We start from the raw sequence: 12,628 nt of genomic DNA, 5'->3' as shown, positions 1-12,628 counted from the left end.
GGGGAGCTCCGGTTTCCCACAAAGCTCTCGGAATTATCCTCCCTTGTTATCCAGGGTCAGGGCGCAGTCTGCTCCAGCGCCTGCAGGTCATCCTCGACCTGTTGCATGCGCTCCTGCACCAGGGCCTGGACCTTGGCGTCGCTGGCGCTTTCACGCATCAGCGTGGTGAGCTTCTCGCTCAGGCGCTTGCCTTCCTCGCTCTGGCCAAGCTCCCTGGCCTTGGCCGGGTCGCGGGTAGCCTGAACGATGAGGTCGAACTCGGCATCGCTGAAGTGCTCCTCGCTGTAGAGCCTGAACAGGTCCTGGCGCTGGTCGTCGACGGTCAGGTGCTTGCGCAGCACGTCCTTGATCTTGTCCTCGGGCACCTGCGCGTGGGTCATGGCCAACAGGCCTGCCATGCGCTCGATGTTGTGGTCGTAGGCTTCCTGCAGGGGCAGGTTGGCGAGGATCTTTTCCTCGCGGCTGGGTTTCTGGTCGCAGGCGGCGAGGGCGCCGAGCAGCAACACGGGCAGCAGTAGACGAGACAGGCGGCGGGGCATGGTGGGGCCTTGAGCACGGTAAGGCCTGGGAGTGTACTGCAAACCCGTGGTGGTGGAATCAGCGTTGCAGCGGATTGCGCAGGCGCACCCAGAGGATCGCCGGCAGGGCCATCAGCAGCCATTTCAGGTAGCGGTTGACTTCGTAGTGTTCGCAGGCGACGCCGATGAGGGTGCAGACCACCACCACGGCCACGAACTGGATCATTCTTTCCATCAGCAGGTTTCCATCATTGCAGGGGCCGGAAGGGCCGCGGGGAGCACTGTAGCAGGCGACGCAGGCAGGGCAGGTCGGCATGCCACACGGCGTAACACTTTTGCGCCACTGGTAGGCGCGAGGTTGGCTATTGTGCGGCAATCCCGGCAGCCAAGGAAGGTAACCCCATGACCCGCTACAAAGGTGGCTGCCTGTGCGGCCGTATCCGGTTCTCCGCCAGCGGCGAGCCGCGTTTTCCGCATACCTGCTCGTGCGGGCAGTGCCAGCGACATTCCGGCAGCCTGACCCTGTGCTGGGTGGAGTTCGACAAGGCAGCGGTCGCCTGGACCGGGGAGGGTGGATTGCCTGCGCTGTACCGCTCGTCCGAGGGCTCCTGCCGTGCGTTCTGTGCCACCTGCGGCAGTTCCCTCGGGGCCATTGACGATGCGCCGACGGTGGCCTTGCTGCTGGGCTGCTTCGATGCCAAGGGCGACCAGGCCCTGCGGCCGAGTTCGCATTCGTTTCGGGCTTGTCGGCCGCGTTGGTGGAGGGTGGGGTGAAGGTTGGGGATTGGGGGGAGGCTGACAGGTGTTCGGCGAGGGCCTTGCAGCGCCTGTGAGATCGAGCGCCGCCCGCGCGGCGCATCGCGGGACAAGCCCGCTCCTACATCTATTGCAACGTGCCGAACCTGTTGGGCCATGGTTGCCCGCCTTGGCGCACGACTTGAGATTGAGTAAGGGATATCATGTGCGCCACTTTCCCATGCCGCTCAAGGACGATTGCATGCTGCAGCGCAACAAGATGGTGCCCGAACTGATCGTCAGTGACCTCGATCGCAGTCTGGATTTCTGGGTTTCGTTGTTGGGGTTCGAGATTGCCTATCAGCGCCCGGAGCAGCGCTTTGCCTACCTTGACCTGCAGGGCGCGCAGGTCATGCTCGAGCAGTTCGACGCCGAGGATCACTGGCTTACCGGGCCCCTGGAAAAACCCTTGGGGCGGGGGATCAACCTGCAGATCGACGTCGCGGCGGTCGCGCCGCTGGTCGAGCGGCTCGAGCGCCAGCGCTGGCCGCTGTTCCAGGCGTGCGAGGACGTCTGGTATCGCGCCGACGCCATCGAGGTGGGGCTGCGTCAGTTTCTGGTCCAGGACCCGGATGGTTATCTGCTGAGGCTCGCGCAACGGATGGGCGAGCGTCCGGCACAGTCGAATATGCGGTAGAGTCCGCGTCCTGCTCATTTGCGCTGTCGCGCTGCAAGCAACCTTACCAGCATTACCAACGTGGGAGCGGGCTTGCCCCGCGATCACGGTGCTCCACGGTCTTGGGGCCAGTCCTTTCAAGGTTTGGACGCGGGTGGTTATTGACTGCATTAGGGCTACTAGGTGCTTGCCACGAGCTTTGCAGCGCCTATGAGATCGAGCGCCGCCCGCGCGGCGCATCGCGGGACAAGCCCGCTCCTACATCTGTTTCGGGCCAGTCACTCCTGTGAGGTTATCGCTGTCCGCCTTGGCTCATGCCTCAAGTCGTGCGGGGCGGCAGTGATGCCCACGCTGAAACCGCGTCGTACCAACAGGGCGGACCAGGTAATGGCACAGGAGAAATTGGCCCGAAACAGATGTAGGAGCGGGCTTGTCCCGCGATGCGCCGCGCAGGCGGCGCTCGATCTCATAGGCGCTGCAAGGTGCGCGGCGAGCACCTGGTGGCCTTGATACAATCAATAACCCCGCCTCCAAAGACCTTGATAGGGTTGTAAAGCACCCCCAGCCGTTTCAGGCACGAAACCGCAGCACCCGCGCCCCATCATACGGATCGACCAGGTAATGAGCCTGAACCCCAAACGTCCCCAATAACCGCTCCGGCGTCAGCACCATTTCAGGCTTCCCCAAGGCCACCAACCGCCCTTGATCCAGGACAGCCAACCGGTCACAGGTCAACGCCTGGTTCAGATCATGCAAGGCCACCAGGGTAGTCACCGGCAACGCCTGCACCTGCCGCAACAGGCTCAACTGATGCTGGATATCAAGATGATTGGTCGGCTCGTCCAGCAGCAACACCTGCGGCCGCTGGGCCAGGGCCCGGGCGATGTGCACGCGCTGGCGTTCGCCGCCGGACAGCTCGCCCCACAGGCGCCGACGCAGGTGGCCGGCATCGGCGTCGGCCAGCGCCTGCTCGACGATCGCACGGTCATCCGCGCCGAACGGCGCCAGGGCCGACAACCACGGCGTGCGGCCGAGGGCCACGGCGTCATACACGCTGATGGCGTCCAGGGTGTCGGCCTGCTGTTCGACCAGTGCCAGGCTTTGCGCCACGCGCCGACGCGGCATGCGCTCCAGCGCCTCGCCCAGCAAACGCACGCCGCCACTGCTCGGCGTGCGCAGGCCGGCGAGCAGCTTGAGCAGGGTGGACTTGCCCGAGCCGTTGGGGCCGACCACGCCGAGGGTCTCGCCGGGCATCACGCTCAGGTCGATTCCCTGCAGCACGTCGCGGTCGCCCAGGCGCAGGCTTAGGCCCTCGCAGGCAAGCGGGGCGTGGGCGATGGCGGTCATCACGGTCATGGACGCACCCGGCGGCTGACCAGGATCAACGCGAACACCGGCGCGCCGATCAAGGCGGTGACCACGCCCACCGGGATCACCTGGCCGGCGATCAGGGTGCGCGAGAGGATGTCGGCGACGATCAGGAACAACGCGCCGCCCAGGGCGCTGGCCGGCAGCAGGCGGCTGTGCCCAGGGCCGAGCAGCAGGCGCAGGGCGTGGGGGATGACCAGGCCGACGAAGCCGATGGCACCGACGATCGAGACCATCACCGCGGTCACCAGCGCTGTGCAGCTGATCAGCAACCATTGCGTGCGCCGCACCGGCACGCCCAGCGAGGCCGCCGAGTCGGCGCCGAAGGTGAAGGCGTCCAGCGCCCGGCGGTGCCACAGGCACACCGCCAGCCCGACCACGGCCACCGGCAGCGCCAGCCACACCGCTGGCCAGCGCACGCCGCTGAGGTTGCCCAGCAGCCAGAACAGGATGCCTCGGGCCTGTTCGGCGGTTGCCGACTTGGTGATCAGAAAGGCCGTCAGCGCGTTGAATAGCTGCGAGCCGGCGATGCCGGCGAGGATCACCTGCGCATTGTCCTGTCGGCTGCCGCTGGCCCGCGACAGCACCAGCACCAGGGCGAACGCGGCCAGCGCGCCAATGAAGGCGCCGGCCGACAGCGACAGCACCGCGCCACCGAGGCCGAACAGGCCCACCGCCACGGCGCCGGTCGAGGCGCCCGCCGACAGGCCCAGCAGGTACGGCTCGGCCAGCGGGTTGCGCAGCAGCGCCTGGAGGATCACCCCGCAGGTCGCCAGCCCCGCGCCGCAGGCGGCGGCCACCAGGGTGCGCGGCAGGCGGTAGTTCCAGACGATGCCGGCGTCGATCGGATCGAGCGCATGACCGGCCTGCCACAGCTGGTTGGCCAGCACCTGCCAGACCACCTCGGCGCTGATCCGTGTCTCGCCGATGGCGATCCCGGCGAGCATGGCCAGGCACAGGGCGAGCAGCGCGAAGGCGCTGATGGGCAGCAAGCGGCTCATGGTTGTGGCGCTTTACCGCTGGCAAAGGCGCTGGACAGCACCTCCAGGCCACGGAACAGGCGGATGCCGGCCTGCATGGCGTCGGCGTCGAGGACGATGATCCGGCCTTGCCTGACCGCGTCCATGTTGCGGGTCACCGGGTCGCTGCGCAGGAACTCGAGTTTTTTCCGGTAGTCGTCGGCGGGGTAGCGGCGGCGGTCCATGCGGGCGACGATCAGCCAGGTGGGGTTGGCCCTGGCCAGGGTTTCCCAGCCCACCGCCGGCCATTCTTCGCTGGATTCGACCACGTTGCGCACGCCGAGGGTCTGCAGCATGAAGTCGGCCACGCCCTGGCGACCGGCGACGTAAGGATCGACCTTGAGGTCGGCGCTGGAGAACCAGAACAATGCGCTGGTGTGGCTCAGGTCCTGGCCGGCCAGGCGTTGCCGGGCCTGGTCCAGCTGGCCCTTGAGCTCGGCATTGAGGCGTTCGCCGCGATCCTGCACGTCGAAGATCTCGGCCAGTTGGCTGACGCTCTTGTAGATGGTGTCGATCCTGAACGGCTGCAGGCGGGTACCGTCGGCGCCCACCAGGTTGTCCTTGCCTTCGCAATCCGAGGGCAGCAGGTAGGTGGGAATGCCCAGTTCCGCGAACTGTTCGCGGGTGCCGACCGCGCCCTGGGCGCCGACCATCCATTCGAACTGCGCCGTCACCAACTGCGGGCGCTTGCCGACCACCGCCTCGAAGCCCGGTTCGTTGTCGGCCAGGCGCTCGACCTTGTCGTTCTGCGCCTTGAACTCGGGCAGCACGTTGTTGAACCACAGCGAAGTGCCCGCCAGCCGCTCGCCCAGGCCCAGGGCATAGAGCAGCTCGGTGCCGGCCTGGCCGATGGTCACCGCGCGCTGCGGAGCCTGGGCGAAGGTCTGCGGCAGGCCGCAGTTGTCGATGGTCAGCGGATAGCGGGTGGCGTCGGCGTGGGCCAGGCCCGCCAGTGACAGGCCGGCGAGCAGGGTGGCGAGGCGGTGCGGCATGGTGGGGCGATCTCCTGTCGGGTGGTGCACGGAATGGCCCACGGACAGGCATCGCCAGGCGTCGTGCGGCAAGCACGCGGCCAGGGGCGGATGACCATCCCGGACACCCCGCCGGTTGGTGAATGCGTGCCGGCAGGTCTCCTGACTGGTGCGTCCTGGCCGGCGCCGGCCTTCCCGGGTCGGCAGACCCAGTGGCATCGATGGCGCAGGCTCGGCACCTACAGTTGCGGGGGCAGTTCCCTTTGGCCCGCCCTCGGCGCGCCCGGGATTCCCTTTTGATTCCGTGTGGAAACCGGCGGGCGGCATGGTAGACCATCGGGCCATCGGCTGAAAACGCTTTTACAGGTACTTGAGCCAGGCGATGTCGCGCCGCCGCGCCTTGAGCCGGGCGAAGCCGCGCACCGGCAGGTACAGGGCGATCGCCAGCAGTACCGCGACCAGCCACACCGCGCCGATGCCGTCGAAGCCGAAATGGCTGCCCTGGTTCAGGCCGAACAGCGCCACGCAGGCCACATACAGCAGCTTGAGCACATACAGGTGCAGCAGGTAGAAGAACATCGGCGCTGCGCCGAACACCGCCAGCGGGCCGATCCAGCGGGCCTCGCCGGCACGCTCGAACGCGCGTAGCAGCAACAGGCCGACGCCCAGGGTAATGGCCAGGAACAGCAGTGACGGCGGGTACTTGGTGATGTTGAAGAAGCTCATCAGCGTTTGGCCGACGCTGGCGTAGAAGGTCCACGGCGCCTCGCCATAGCCGTTGAAAAGACGCAATACGACGAAGCCGAGCAGCAGCATCACACCGCCGAGCAGCAAGCGCTGCTGGCGCTCGCCGGCGTCGCTGCCGCGTCTGAACCAGGGGCCGAGCCCGTAGCCCAGGGCGATCACGCCGATCCATGGCAGCACCGGATAGGAGGTACGCAGGCGCAGGCTGTCGGACAGCTCCAGCCAGCTGCGCTCGTGCAGGATCGCCCAGGGTACATGCAGCGCCGAGTGCGGCGCGAAATGCAGGCCATCGAGCAGGTTGTGGCCGGCGACGATCAGCGCGCCCAGGGCCAGCAGCAGCGGGCGTGGCAGCCACACCAGCAGCGACAGGGCGATCATGCTCAGGCCGATGGCCCAGATCACCTGCAGGTAGATCACGCCCGGCGGCAACTGGAAGGTCCAGGCGAAGTTGACCAGGGTGAGCTCCAGCAACACCAGGAACAGGCCGCGCTTGAACAGGAATGCCGCTACATCGCCCCGGCCCTGGTGCTTTTCACCGTAGAGCCAGGCCGACAACCCGGTGAGTAGCACGAACACCGGCGCGCACAGGTGCGCCAGGGTGCGGCTGACGAACAGGCTGGGTTCGGTGGCGTCGATCGCGTCGATGGTCATCGGGTCGCTGACTTGACGGTGCAGGAAGAAGGTTTCGCGCACGTGGTCCAGCAGCATGAACAGGATCACCAGGCCGCGCAGGGCGTCGATGCTGTGCAGGCGTTGGCTGGGGAGGGTGGTCGGGAGGCTGGTCATCGAGGCGGGTCGCAGGCAGGGATAGCATTCAAATGAAATGTTATTTTATTTCATTTAATTGTGCCTGGATACAGGCATGCGCTGGCACTCCACTTGAATCAGCCCTGAATCAGCGGCCCCAGCCGCTCGGCCAGGGCCTGGACCGTCGCGCTTACCTTGGGCAGATGCCCGCGGTTGCGGCGCCAGGCCAGGTTGATCGGCAACCCCTCCATCGCGTACTCCGGCAGCACCAGCTGCAAGGTCCCGGCGTCGAGCTGGCGCTGCACCAGCCAGGTCGGCAGCTGGGCGATGCCGTGCCCGGCGCTGATGGCCAGGGCCTGCCCCTCGGCATCGCCGATGGCCAGGCGGCCCGGCATCGGCCGCAGCTGCGCCAGGCCCGGACGGGCGCCGGCGAAATGCAGGGCCGGCGTGCTGCCGTCGGCGCAGGCGTAGAGCACGCAGCCCTGGGCCTGCAACTGCTGCAGGTCGCGGGGCGTGCCGTGCCGGGCGAGGTAGGCGGGGGCGGCGCAGAACGCCAGGCGCTGGCTGCCCAGGTAGCGGTGTTCAATACCCGGTTGCCAAGTCTGTGGCCCACCGATGCGCACGACGATGTCGATGCCGTCCTCGGCCAGGTCGACGAAGCGGTCGGAGAGGGTGATGTGCGGTTGCAGGCGCGGATGCAGGGCGGCGAAGTCGAGCACGGCGGGCAGCCCATGCAGGCGGCCGAAGGTGGCCGGCAGGTCGATGCGCAGCTTGCCGCAGGGGGTCTTGTGCTCGTCGTTGAGGGCCAGTTCGGCCTCTTCGATTTCCGCCAGCACGCGGGTGCAGGTGCGGTAGTAGTCGGCGCCGCTGTCGGTCAGGGCCAGGCGTCGGGTGGTGCGCTCGAACAGGCGCACCTGCAGGCGTTTCTCCAGGCGGGCCACGCCCTTGCTCACGGCGGAGCTGGTGAGGTTCATGCGCTCGGCGGCGGCGATGAAGCTGCCGGCGTTGGCCACGCTGACGAAGAAGTCGAGGTCTTTCAGGCGTTCCGAGGCGGACATGGCGGGGGCTCGCGATTACTGAATCTGGTTCACTTGATAAGGGAGTATCTACCAGTAATCGGAACAAGATTCCAGATTATGCTGGCCTGCCATTCATCGAGGATTGCAGTAGATGTCCACCTCCAGCTTGACCCATGCCACCTTGACGCGGCCGGCACCGCGCGTGGGGCTGTCGATCGGCCTGTTCGCCGTCGGCGGCTTTGCGGTGCTGACCACCGAGTTCCTGATTCTTGGCCTGCTGCCCGCGCTGGCCCGCGACCTTGTACTGTCGGTGGCAGGCGCGGGCCAGTTGGTCACCCTGTTCGCGGTGACCGTGATGCTGTTCGGGCCGCCGCTCACCGCCTGGCTGTCGGCCCTGCCACGCAAGGGGCTGTTCATCGCCATCCTGCTGCTGTTCGCCGCTTCCAATGCGCTGTCGGCGCTGGCGCCGAACGTCTGGGTACTGGCCCTGGCGCGGTTCCTCGCCGCACTGGCCCTGCCGGTGTACTGGGGCACCGCCAGCGAAAGCGCCGGGCAACTGGCCGGCCAGGGGCGCGAGGGCTGGGCGGTGGCGCGGGTCTACCTGGGGATCACCGCGGCATTCGTCTTCGGTATCCCGCTGGGCACCCTGGCCGCCGGGCTGGTCGGCTGGCGCGGCAGCTTCTGGTTGCTCGCCGGGCTGTGCCTGCTGGTGGCGCTGCTGATGTGGGTCTGGCTGCCGCCTCTGCCGAAGGTTCCGGCCCGCGTCGCAGGGGAGCGGCAGACGGTGATTCTCAAGGACCGTCGTTTCATCGCCCATGTGCTGCTTTCGGCGCTGGTGTTCACCGCCATGTTTACTGCCTACACCTACCTGGCCGAGATCCTCGAGCAGCTTGCCGCCGTGCCGGCCAACGCGGTCGGTTGGTGGCTGATGGGCTTTGGCCTGGTGGGCATGCTCGGCAACGCCCTGGCCGGACGGATCGTCGATCGCAGCCCGCTGCGGGCCACGCTGCTGCTGTTGGCGATGCTGGCCTTGGGCATGGGCCTGGTCACCCCGGTGATCGGCAACCCGCTGCTGCTGGTGGGCGCCCTGGCACTGTGGGGCATCGCCTACACGGCGCTGTTCCCGGTGTGCCAAGTGCGGGTGATGCGGGCCGGCGCCAAGGCCCAGGCCCTGGCCGGAACCCTCAACGTGTCGGCGGCCAACGCGGGCATCGCCGCCGGTGCCGCGCTGGGGGGCGCGGCGATCCAGGGGCTTGGTCTGGCTGCGCTGGGGTATGTGGCTTGTGGGTTTGCGGTGGTGGCGTTGATGGCCACGTTGGTGCTGCAACGGAGCGAGTGAGGTCTGTTCCACCGTCCAGCCAAGGCGCGTTCATACCTTGGATGGGACGGTTGCCGGGTTTGAGATGACTGCAGGGCGGCTTGTTGCAATCCTGCCGATCCTTATTCGATCAGCCAGGCAGGGTCGCCTTCGATCAGAACACCGCCATGGCTGGTCTTGTCTCCCTGGCGCGCCGCAGGGCTGCCCTCAATTAGCGTATGCGCGGCACCGGTCTCGATGACCGCACCGCAGCTGAGCTCATCCCCAATGCGTGCAATTGCACGACCATTCACTGTGGCATTGGCCGCGCCACTGATGACAGTGCCTTCCCCGTGGCGAGGGCAAAGGTGGCGATGGCCGACGAGGACGACAGGCTTCATGGCGACGCCACCTGTGCAAGTGGAGCGGTTTGTGGGGCCGTTCGCGATTCGTGGTCTATTGCTTCTGGCCACTTGACCTCTGGTGCCAGACGCATGGCGAATTGGCACCAGAGGAGATCGTTGTGATCTCTATTGAGAGGGACTGGTGGAACAGCGGAGAGGCCATGTTGCATGTAAGTACATATATAGGCCCAAACTGACTCTTCACCCACCAGGTTGGTCAAAGGGAATCGGTCGATGACTGTGTTTGTGCCCGGCTTCACGATTGACAGCATGATCCCGACTTTTACGACGTGCGAACCCTGATGCGTGACGCCCTGTTTTTTCCAGCGCTCAGCGCGTACATCTTTCCATTCGTAGCTGACTGTTTTTACTGGCCATGGAATGAAGGGGTTCCACCAACAGTAAGAAAAGTTGTAAGCATAGATTTTTTGTCGGGCACAGTTGAAGCGTATAGGCTCATCTCTAGGTGTTAGAAAAAACAGCCGGAAAAACAAGGTTGTCTGCCATATCGTTATAAGTAGTGCAGTAAGTTCTGCTGGGAAGAAGCTATATTCTTTGTGTGTTATGCTTTCTATTGTCAGGGTTATAATTATAGCAAGAGGGATGGTGCTGCCTAGCAGGCATGGAAGTAGCAGCCATCGTAAGTTGAGTGAGCTCCTAAAGGTTTCTAGATATATCTCGTCTTGATGGTTTGCACTGAGTAATACTGGTGATGGTTCGACATTGGGAGGGTCGTTTGGACGGTTGAAATCCTCTTTCCAGCCTGGGCATGGAGGAGTTAAGGTAGGTCTATTCTTCATGACTGTCTCGTCGTGTTCAGTTGTTCTTGTCTTTCGCAGAGCTGACTAGGTTTGGGGCATTACCCTTATCGGGCCAGTAACTGAAAGCCAGGTCAAAAACTTGTATCATGACAACGCCACCTTTTCAGGTGGAGCAGACTTTGGACTGGTTCGCGACTCATGGTCGATCACCTCAGGCCACTTGACCTCTGGCGCCAGGCGAATGGCGAATTGGCACCAGAGGATATCGTTGTGATTTCTATTGAGCGGGGCGGGAGGGACAGCGGAGAGGCCATGTTGCATGTAAGTACATATATAGGCCCAAATTGATGCTTCACCGTATTCGTTGTTCAATGGGAATCGGTCGATAACGTTATTGGTGCCTGGTTCCACGATGGACAGCATGATCCCTGTCTTTACGAGGTGCGAGCCTTGGTGGGTTACGGCTTGTTTTCTCCAGCGTTCTGCGCGTACATCCTTCCAGTCGTAGCTGACGATTTTTATTGGCCATGGAATGAAGGGGTTCCACCAACAGAAAGTGAAGTTGTAGGCGTAAATTTTTTGGCGGACACGGTTGAAGCGTATTGGTTCATCGCGCGGAGTGAGAAGGATTGCGCGGATGAATGATGCCGCCTGCCATATCCCTGTTAATGTTGCAATAACTACAATTAAAAATAATTCATGTTGACGATGTGCTACGGTATCTATTAGCGTATATATGGATAGGATGAGCACTGGGATGCTGGCTAGTGCTAGTAAAAGCAGTAGCTCTCGCATGAAAATTGAGTGTCGGGATATTTCCAGGTAGATGCTGTCTTGGTAGTTTGCATTTAATAATCCGGGTGATGGTTCTATCTTGGTAGGTTCGCTTGGAAGATTGAAGTCTTCTTTCCAGCCTGAACATGGAGGAGTCAGGGTAGGTCGTTTCATTTTTATCCCCTTGTGTCCAGTTTGTCTTGTTTTTTTATTAGTCTCGCTAGGTTTGTGGTGTCGTCCTTGTCGGGCCAATAGCTGACTGTTAACTCAAACGCATCGATAGTGTTGAGGTCTGCGGTTGGTATGCTGCCTTCTATTTTTAGGGTTTCTCCTCGGCTGGAACTATCCTCTGGGCTGGCGGTGCTCTCATGTAGCCCTGTTCTTGTCTTGTCGCTGTCTCCGGAGTGCACGGTCGGCACAGTGTTTCTTCCCGGTGAGTAAATTACCAGTGTCCATTCGTATCTTGCCCGTTCTTGAATGAAGTTTGGAATGGTGATTGTGTAGTCCAGGCGTGTCTCGAGTGGGATGGAAAAGTTGTCCCTGACCGTGACGAACGGTTCTATCGTTTTTGGAGGGTGGGTTTCTTTGAACTTTATGTCTATTGAGACGTGCGCAGTAATTCCCAATAAAGCAGCGTTGAGAGCACCTATGGTGTTATCGTTGTCTCCTGCGATCTGCCATTCGCGATGCGAAGCCGGTAATCCCCATCTGGACTGGCGTGCCCAGACTTCCAATGGGGAGGATTCTTTCTTCTTGGCAGTCGTCGCTAGTACATAAGATGAGAGTGCAAATATTATGGCTATCCCTACTGGCCCCAGAAAGGCAGTGCCAAATAACAGTGTACTTGCCCCTGCAATTGCTGAAACAAACGCAAATATACCAGATGCGTAGTAGGAGGTTTTGGATGGGTGGTCTCCCTGAGAGGCTGTTCGTTGAGCTGCTAATAAATAATTAGCCCCATCTGCAATACCGGCCACGGCAGCAATGGCACCACCGTACCTCACAAGTTGCGTCCCCTGCATCAATGTCGAGCCCGCCGTCACGGCAACCCGAGCAGGCCGCAATATCTCGATCGCTTTCCCTGTCGCCTCAATACTCAAGCCCAAAACCCCAATGGACGACGACCACACCGCTGCCAGCGCTTCGGCCTCCGCATTGCCTGGGGTCGCGATCAGCGCGTCATGATTCCTGCGCAGGCTGTCCTGCTGGAACCACAACCCACCCAGGCTCAACACCAAGTCCGCGCGGCCCGACCCCAGGCCAGATAAACCACTGCGCAGGTTGCCCATGGCCTCACGGGCCAGGGCGCGGGTCTGCTCCGCGCTCAGGCTGAGCAGGCGCAGGCTGTGGGCAGCCTGGTATTGCAGGCTGTCTGCCCCTATGCGCACGCTGCGCAACGCCTCGCCAGCGCCGGTACCCGCGCTGGCCTGTAGGTGCTGCAACCGGGCCTGCAGGTCCTCGGCGCTTTCCATGGTCCAGAGCACCAGTTCCACAACCTTGCCGTGCTTGCCGGACACTGCCGCGGTGATGGCGCCGCTGAGCAGCATGGCGTTGACCTTGTGCGCGGCGGGTTTGCGAAAGGCCTGGTCCAGTTG

Annotated in this window: 13 protein-coding genes, 1 pseudogene and 1 riboswitch; of the genes and pseudogenes, 3 read left to right on the top strand and 11 right to left on the bottom strand. The window is 63.4% G+C overall.

Annotated features, from left to right (window positions below):
• Positions 1 to 56: 56 nt before the first annotated feature.
• Both LU671_RS26760 and LU671_RS26755 read right to left on the bottom strand, forming a co-directional pair.
• Positions 57 to 539: a hypothetical protein gene (locus tag LU671_RS26760; RefSeq protein WP_232857426.1), complete on the bottom strand. Its 483-nt coding sequence runs from the start codon at positions 537 to 539 to the stop codon at positions 57 to 59.
• 58 nt (positions 540 to 597) lie between these two features.
• A complete protein-coding gene (locus LU671_RS26755) occupies positions 598 to 753 on the bottom strand; it encodes a hypothetical protein (RefSeq protein ID WP_155952705.1) in 156 nt (51 codons plus the stop codon).
• Between the two features lie 167 nt (positions 754 to 920).
• Here LU671_RS26755 and LU671_RS26750 point away from each other — a divergent pair, with 167 nt between their 5' ends.
• A complete protein-coding gene (locus LU671_RS26750; protein ID WP_232857425.1) occupies positions 921 to 1,292 on the top strand; it encodes a GFA family protein in 372 nt (123 codons plus the stop codon).
• 223 nt (positions 1,293 to 1,515) lie between these two features.
• Positions 1,516 to 1,950 carry a bleomycin resistance protein gene (locus LU671_RS26745; protein WP_232857424.1) on the top strand — a complete coding sequence of 145 codons (435 nt, stop codon included), beginning with the start codon at positions 1,516 to 1,518 and terminating at the stop codon, positions 1,948 to 1,950.
• Positions 1,951 to 2,499: 549 nt separating this feature from the next.
• Here the strand turns inward: LU671_RS26745 and LU671_RS26740 are convergent.
• The 5 genes from LU671_RS26740 to LU671_RS26720 form a co-directional block, all read right to left on the bottom strand.
• Positions 2,500 to 3,285 (bottom strand): ABC transporter ATP-binding protein, encoded by a 786-nt coding sequence (locus LU671_RS26740; RefSeq protein WP_232857423.1) that lies wholly within the window; start codon positions 3,283 to 3,285, stop codon positions 2,500 to 2,502.
• Complete coding sequence (locus LU671_RS26735) at positions 3,282 to 4,298, bottom strand: FecCD family ABC transporter permease (protein ID WP_232857422.1); 1,017 nt, start codon at positions 4,296 to 4,298, stop codon at positions 3,282 to 3,284. The genes LU671_RS26740 and LU671_RS26735 overlap by 4 nt, the downstream gene beginning before the upstream one ends.
• Complete coding sequence (locus LU671_RS26730) at positions 4,295 to 5,308, bottom strand: ABC transporter substrate-binding protein (protein ID WP_232857421.1); 1,014 nt, start codon at positions 5,306 to 5,308, stop codon at positions 4,295 to 4,297. Before LU671_RS26730 ends, LU671_RS26735 begins: the two co-directional genes overlap by 4 nt.
• Positions 5,309 to 5,422: 114 nt before the next feature.
• Positions 5,423 to 5,620: riboswitch (cobalamin riboswitch) on the bottom strand.
• 27 nt (positions 5,621 to 5,647) lie between these two features.
• The gene (locus tag LU671_RS26725; RefSeq protein ID WP_232857420.1) at positions 5,648 to 6,817 is read right to left on the bottom strand and encodes a DUF1624 domain-containing protein; all 1,170 of its coding nucleotides are present in this window, start codon (positions 6,815 to 6,817) and stop codon (positions 5,648 to 5,650) included.
• Positions 6,818 to 6,915: 98 nt separating this feature from the next.
• Positions 6,916 to 7,836 carry a LysR family transcriptional regulator gene (locus tag LU671_RS26720; RefSeq protein ID WP_232857419.1) on the bottom strand — a complete coding sequence of 307 codons (921 nt, stop codon included), beginning with the start codon at positions 7,834 to 7,836 and terminating at the stop codon, positions 6,916 to 6,918.
• A gap of 112 nt (positions 7,837 to 7,948) precedes the next feature.
• Between LU671_RS26720 and LU671_RS26715 the strand changes: the two genes are divergently transcribed.
• Positions 7,949 to 9,136 (top strand): MFS transporter, encoded by a 1,188-nt coding sequence (locus LU671_RS26715; protein WP_232857418.1) that lies wholly within the window; start codon positions 7,949 to 7,951, stop codon positions 9,134 to 9,136.
• A 101-nt stretch (positions 9,137 to 9,237) separates the two neighbouring features.
• On the opposite strand, the gene LU671_RS26710 is transcribed toward LU671_RS26715, so the two are convergent.
• From LU671_RS26710 to LU671_RS26695, 4 genes and pseudogenes are all read right to left on the bottom strand, one after another.
• Positions 9,238 to 9,495, bottom strand: a complete 258-nt coding sequence (locus LU671_RS26710; RefSeq protein ID WP_232857417.1) for a PAAR domain-containing protein — start codon at positions 9,493 to 9,495, stop codon at positions 9,238 to 9,240.
• On the bottom strand, positions 9,492 to 10,298 hold the full coding sequence (locus tag LU671_RS26705; protein WP_232857416.1) for a DUF6708 domain-containing protein: 807 nt from the start codon (positions 10,296 to 10,298) through the stop codon (positions 9,492 to 9,494). Before LU671_RS26705 ends, LU671_RS26710 begins: the two co-directional genes overlap by 4 nt.
• A 105-nt stretch (positions 10,299 to 10,403) precedes the next feature.
• Entirely contained in the window at positions 10,404 to 11,207 is an 804-nt protein-coding gene (locus LU671_RS26700) for a DUF6708 domain-containing protein (protein ID WP_232857414.1), read from the bottom strand.
• Between the two features lie 2 nt (positions 11,208 to 11,209).
• A pseudogene (locus LU671_RS26695) lies at positions 11,210 to 12,628 on the bottom strand (hypothetical protein); the annotation flags it as partial.

It is taken from the genome of Pseudomonas sp. NMI760_13, from assembly GCF_021283245.1.
Taxonomy (GTDB): Bacteria; Pseudomonadota; Gammaproteobacteria; order Pseudomonadales; family Pseudomonadaceae; genus Aquipseudomonas; species Aquipseudomonas peradeniyensis.
This window is presented reverse-complemented; position numbering and strand designations above follow the sequence as displayed.

Bases quoted from the DNA above. Each gene is read 5' to 3' on its own strand.
- LU671_RS26740 (WP_232857423.1), bottom strand. From the start codon at position 3,285: ATGACCGTGATGACCGCCATCGCCCACGCCCCGCTTGCCTGCGAGGGC.
- LU671_RS26750 (WP_232857425.1), top strand. From the start codon at position 921: ATGACCCGCTACAAAGGTGGCTGCCTGTGCGGCCGTATCCGGTTCTCC.
- LU671_RS26730 (WP_232857421.1), bottom strand. From the start codon at position 5,308: ATGCCGCACCGCCTCGCCACCCTGCTCGCCGGCCTGTCACTGGCGGGC.
- LU671_RS26735 (WP_232857422.1), bottom strand. From the start codon at position 4,298: ATGAGCCGCTTGCTGCCCATCAGCGCCTTCGCGCTGCTCGCCCTGTGC.
- LU671_RS26700 (WP_232857414.1), bottom strand. From the start codon at position 11,207: ATGAAACGACCTACCCTGACTCCTCCATGTTCAGGCTGGAAAGAAGAC.
- LU671_RS26705 (WP_232857416.1), bottom strand. From the start codon at position 10,298: ATGAAGAATAGACCTACCTTAACTCCTCCATGCCCAGGCTGGAAAGAG.
- LU671_RS26725 (WP_232857420.1), bottom strand. From the start codon at position 6,817: ATGACCAGCCTCCCGACCACCCTCCCCAGCCAACGCCTGCACAGCATC.
- LU671_RS26745 (WP_232857424.1), top strand. From the start codon at position 1,516: ATGCTGCAGCGCAACAAGATGGTGCCCGAACTGATCGTCAGTGACCTC.
- LU671_RS26755 (WP_155952705.1), bottom strand. From the start codon at position 753: ATGGAAAGAATGATCCAGTTCGTGGCCGTGGTGGTGGTCTGCACCCTC.
- LU671_RS26710 (WP_232857417.1), bottom strand. From the start codon at position 9,495: ATGAAGCCTGTCGTCCTCGTCGGCCATCGCCACCTTTGCCCTCGCCAC.
- LU671_RS26715 (WP_232857418.1), top strand. From the start codon at position 7,949: ATGTCCACCTCCAGCTTGACCCATGCCACCTTGACGCGGCCGGCACCG.
- LU671_RS26720 (WP_232857419.1), bottom strand. From the start codon at position 7,836: ATGTCCGCCTCGGAACGCCTGAAAGACCTCGACTTCTTCGTCAGCGTG.
- LU671_RS26760 (WP_232857426.1), bottom strand. From the start codon at position 539: ATGCCCCGCCGCCTGTCTCGTCTACTGCTGCCCGTGTTGCTGCTCGGC.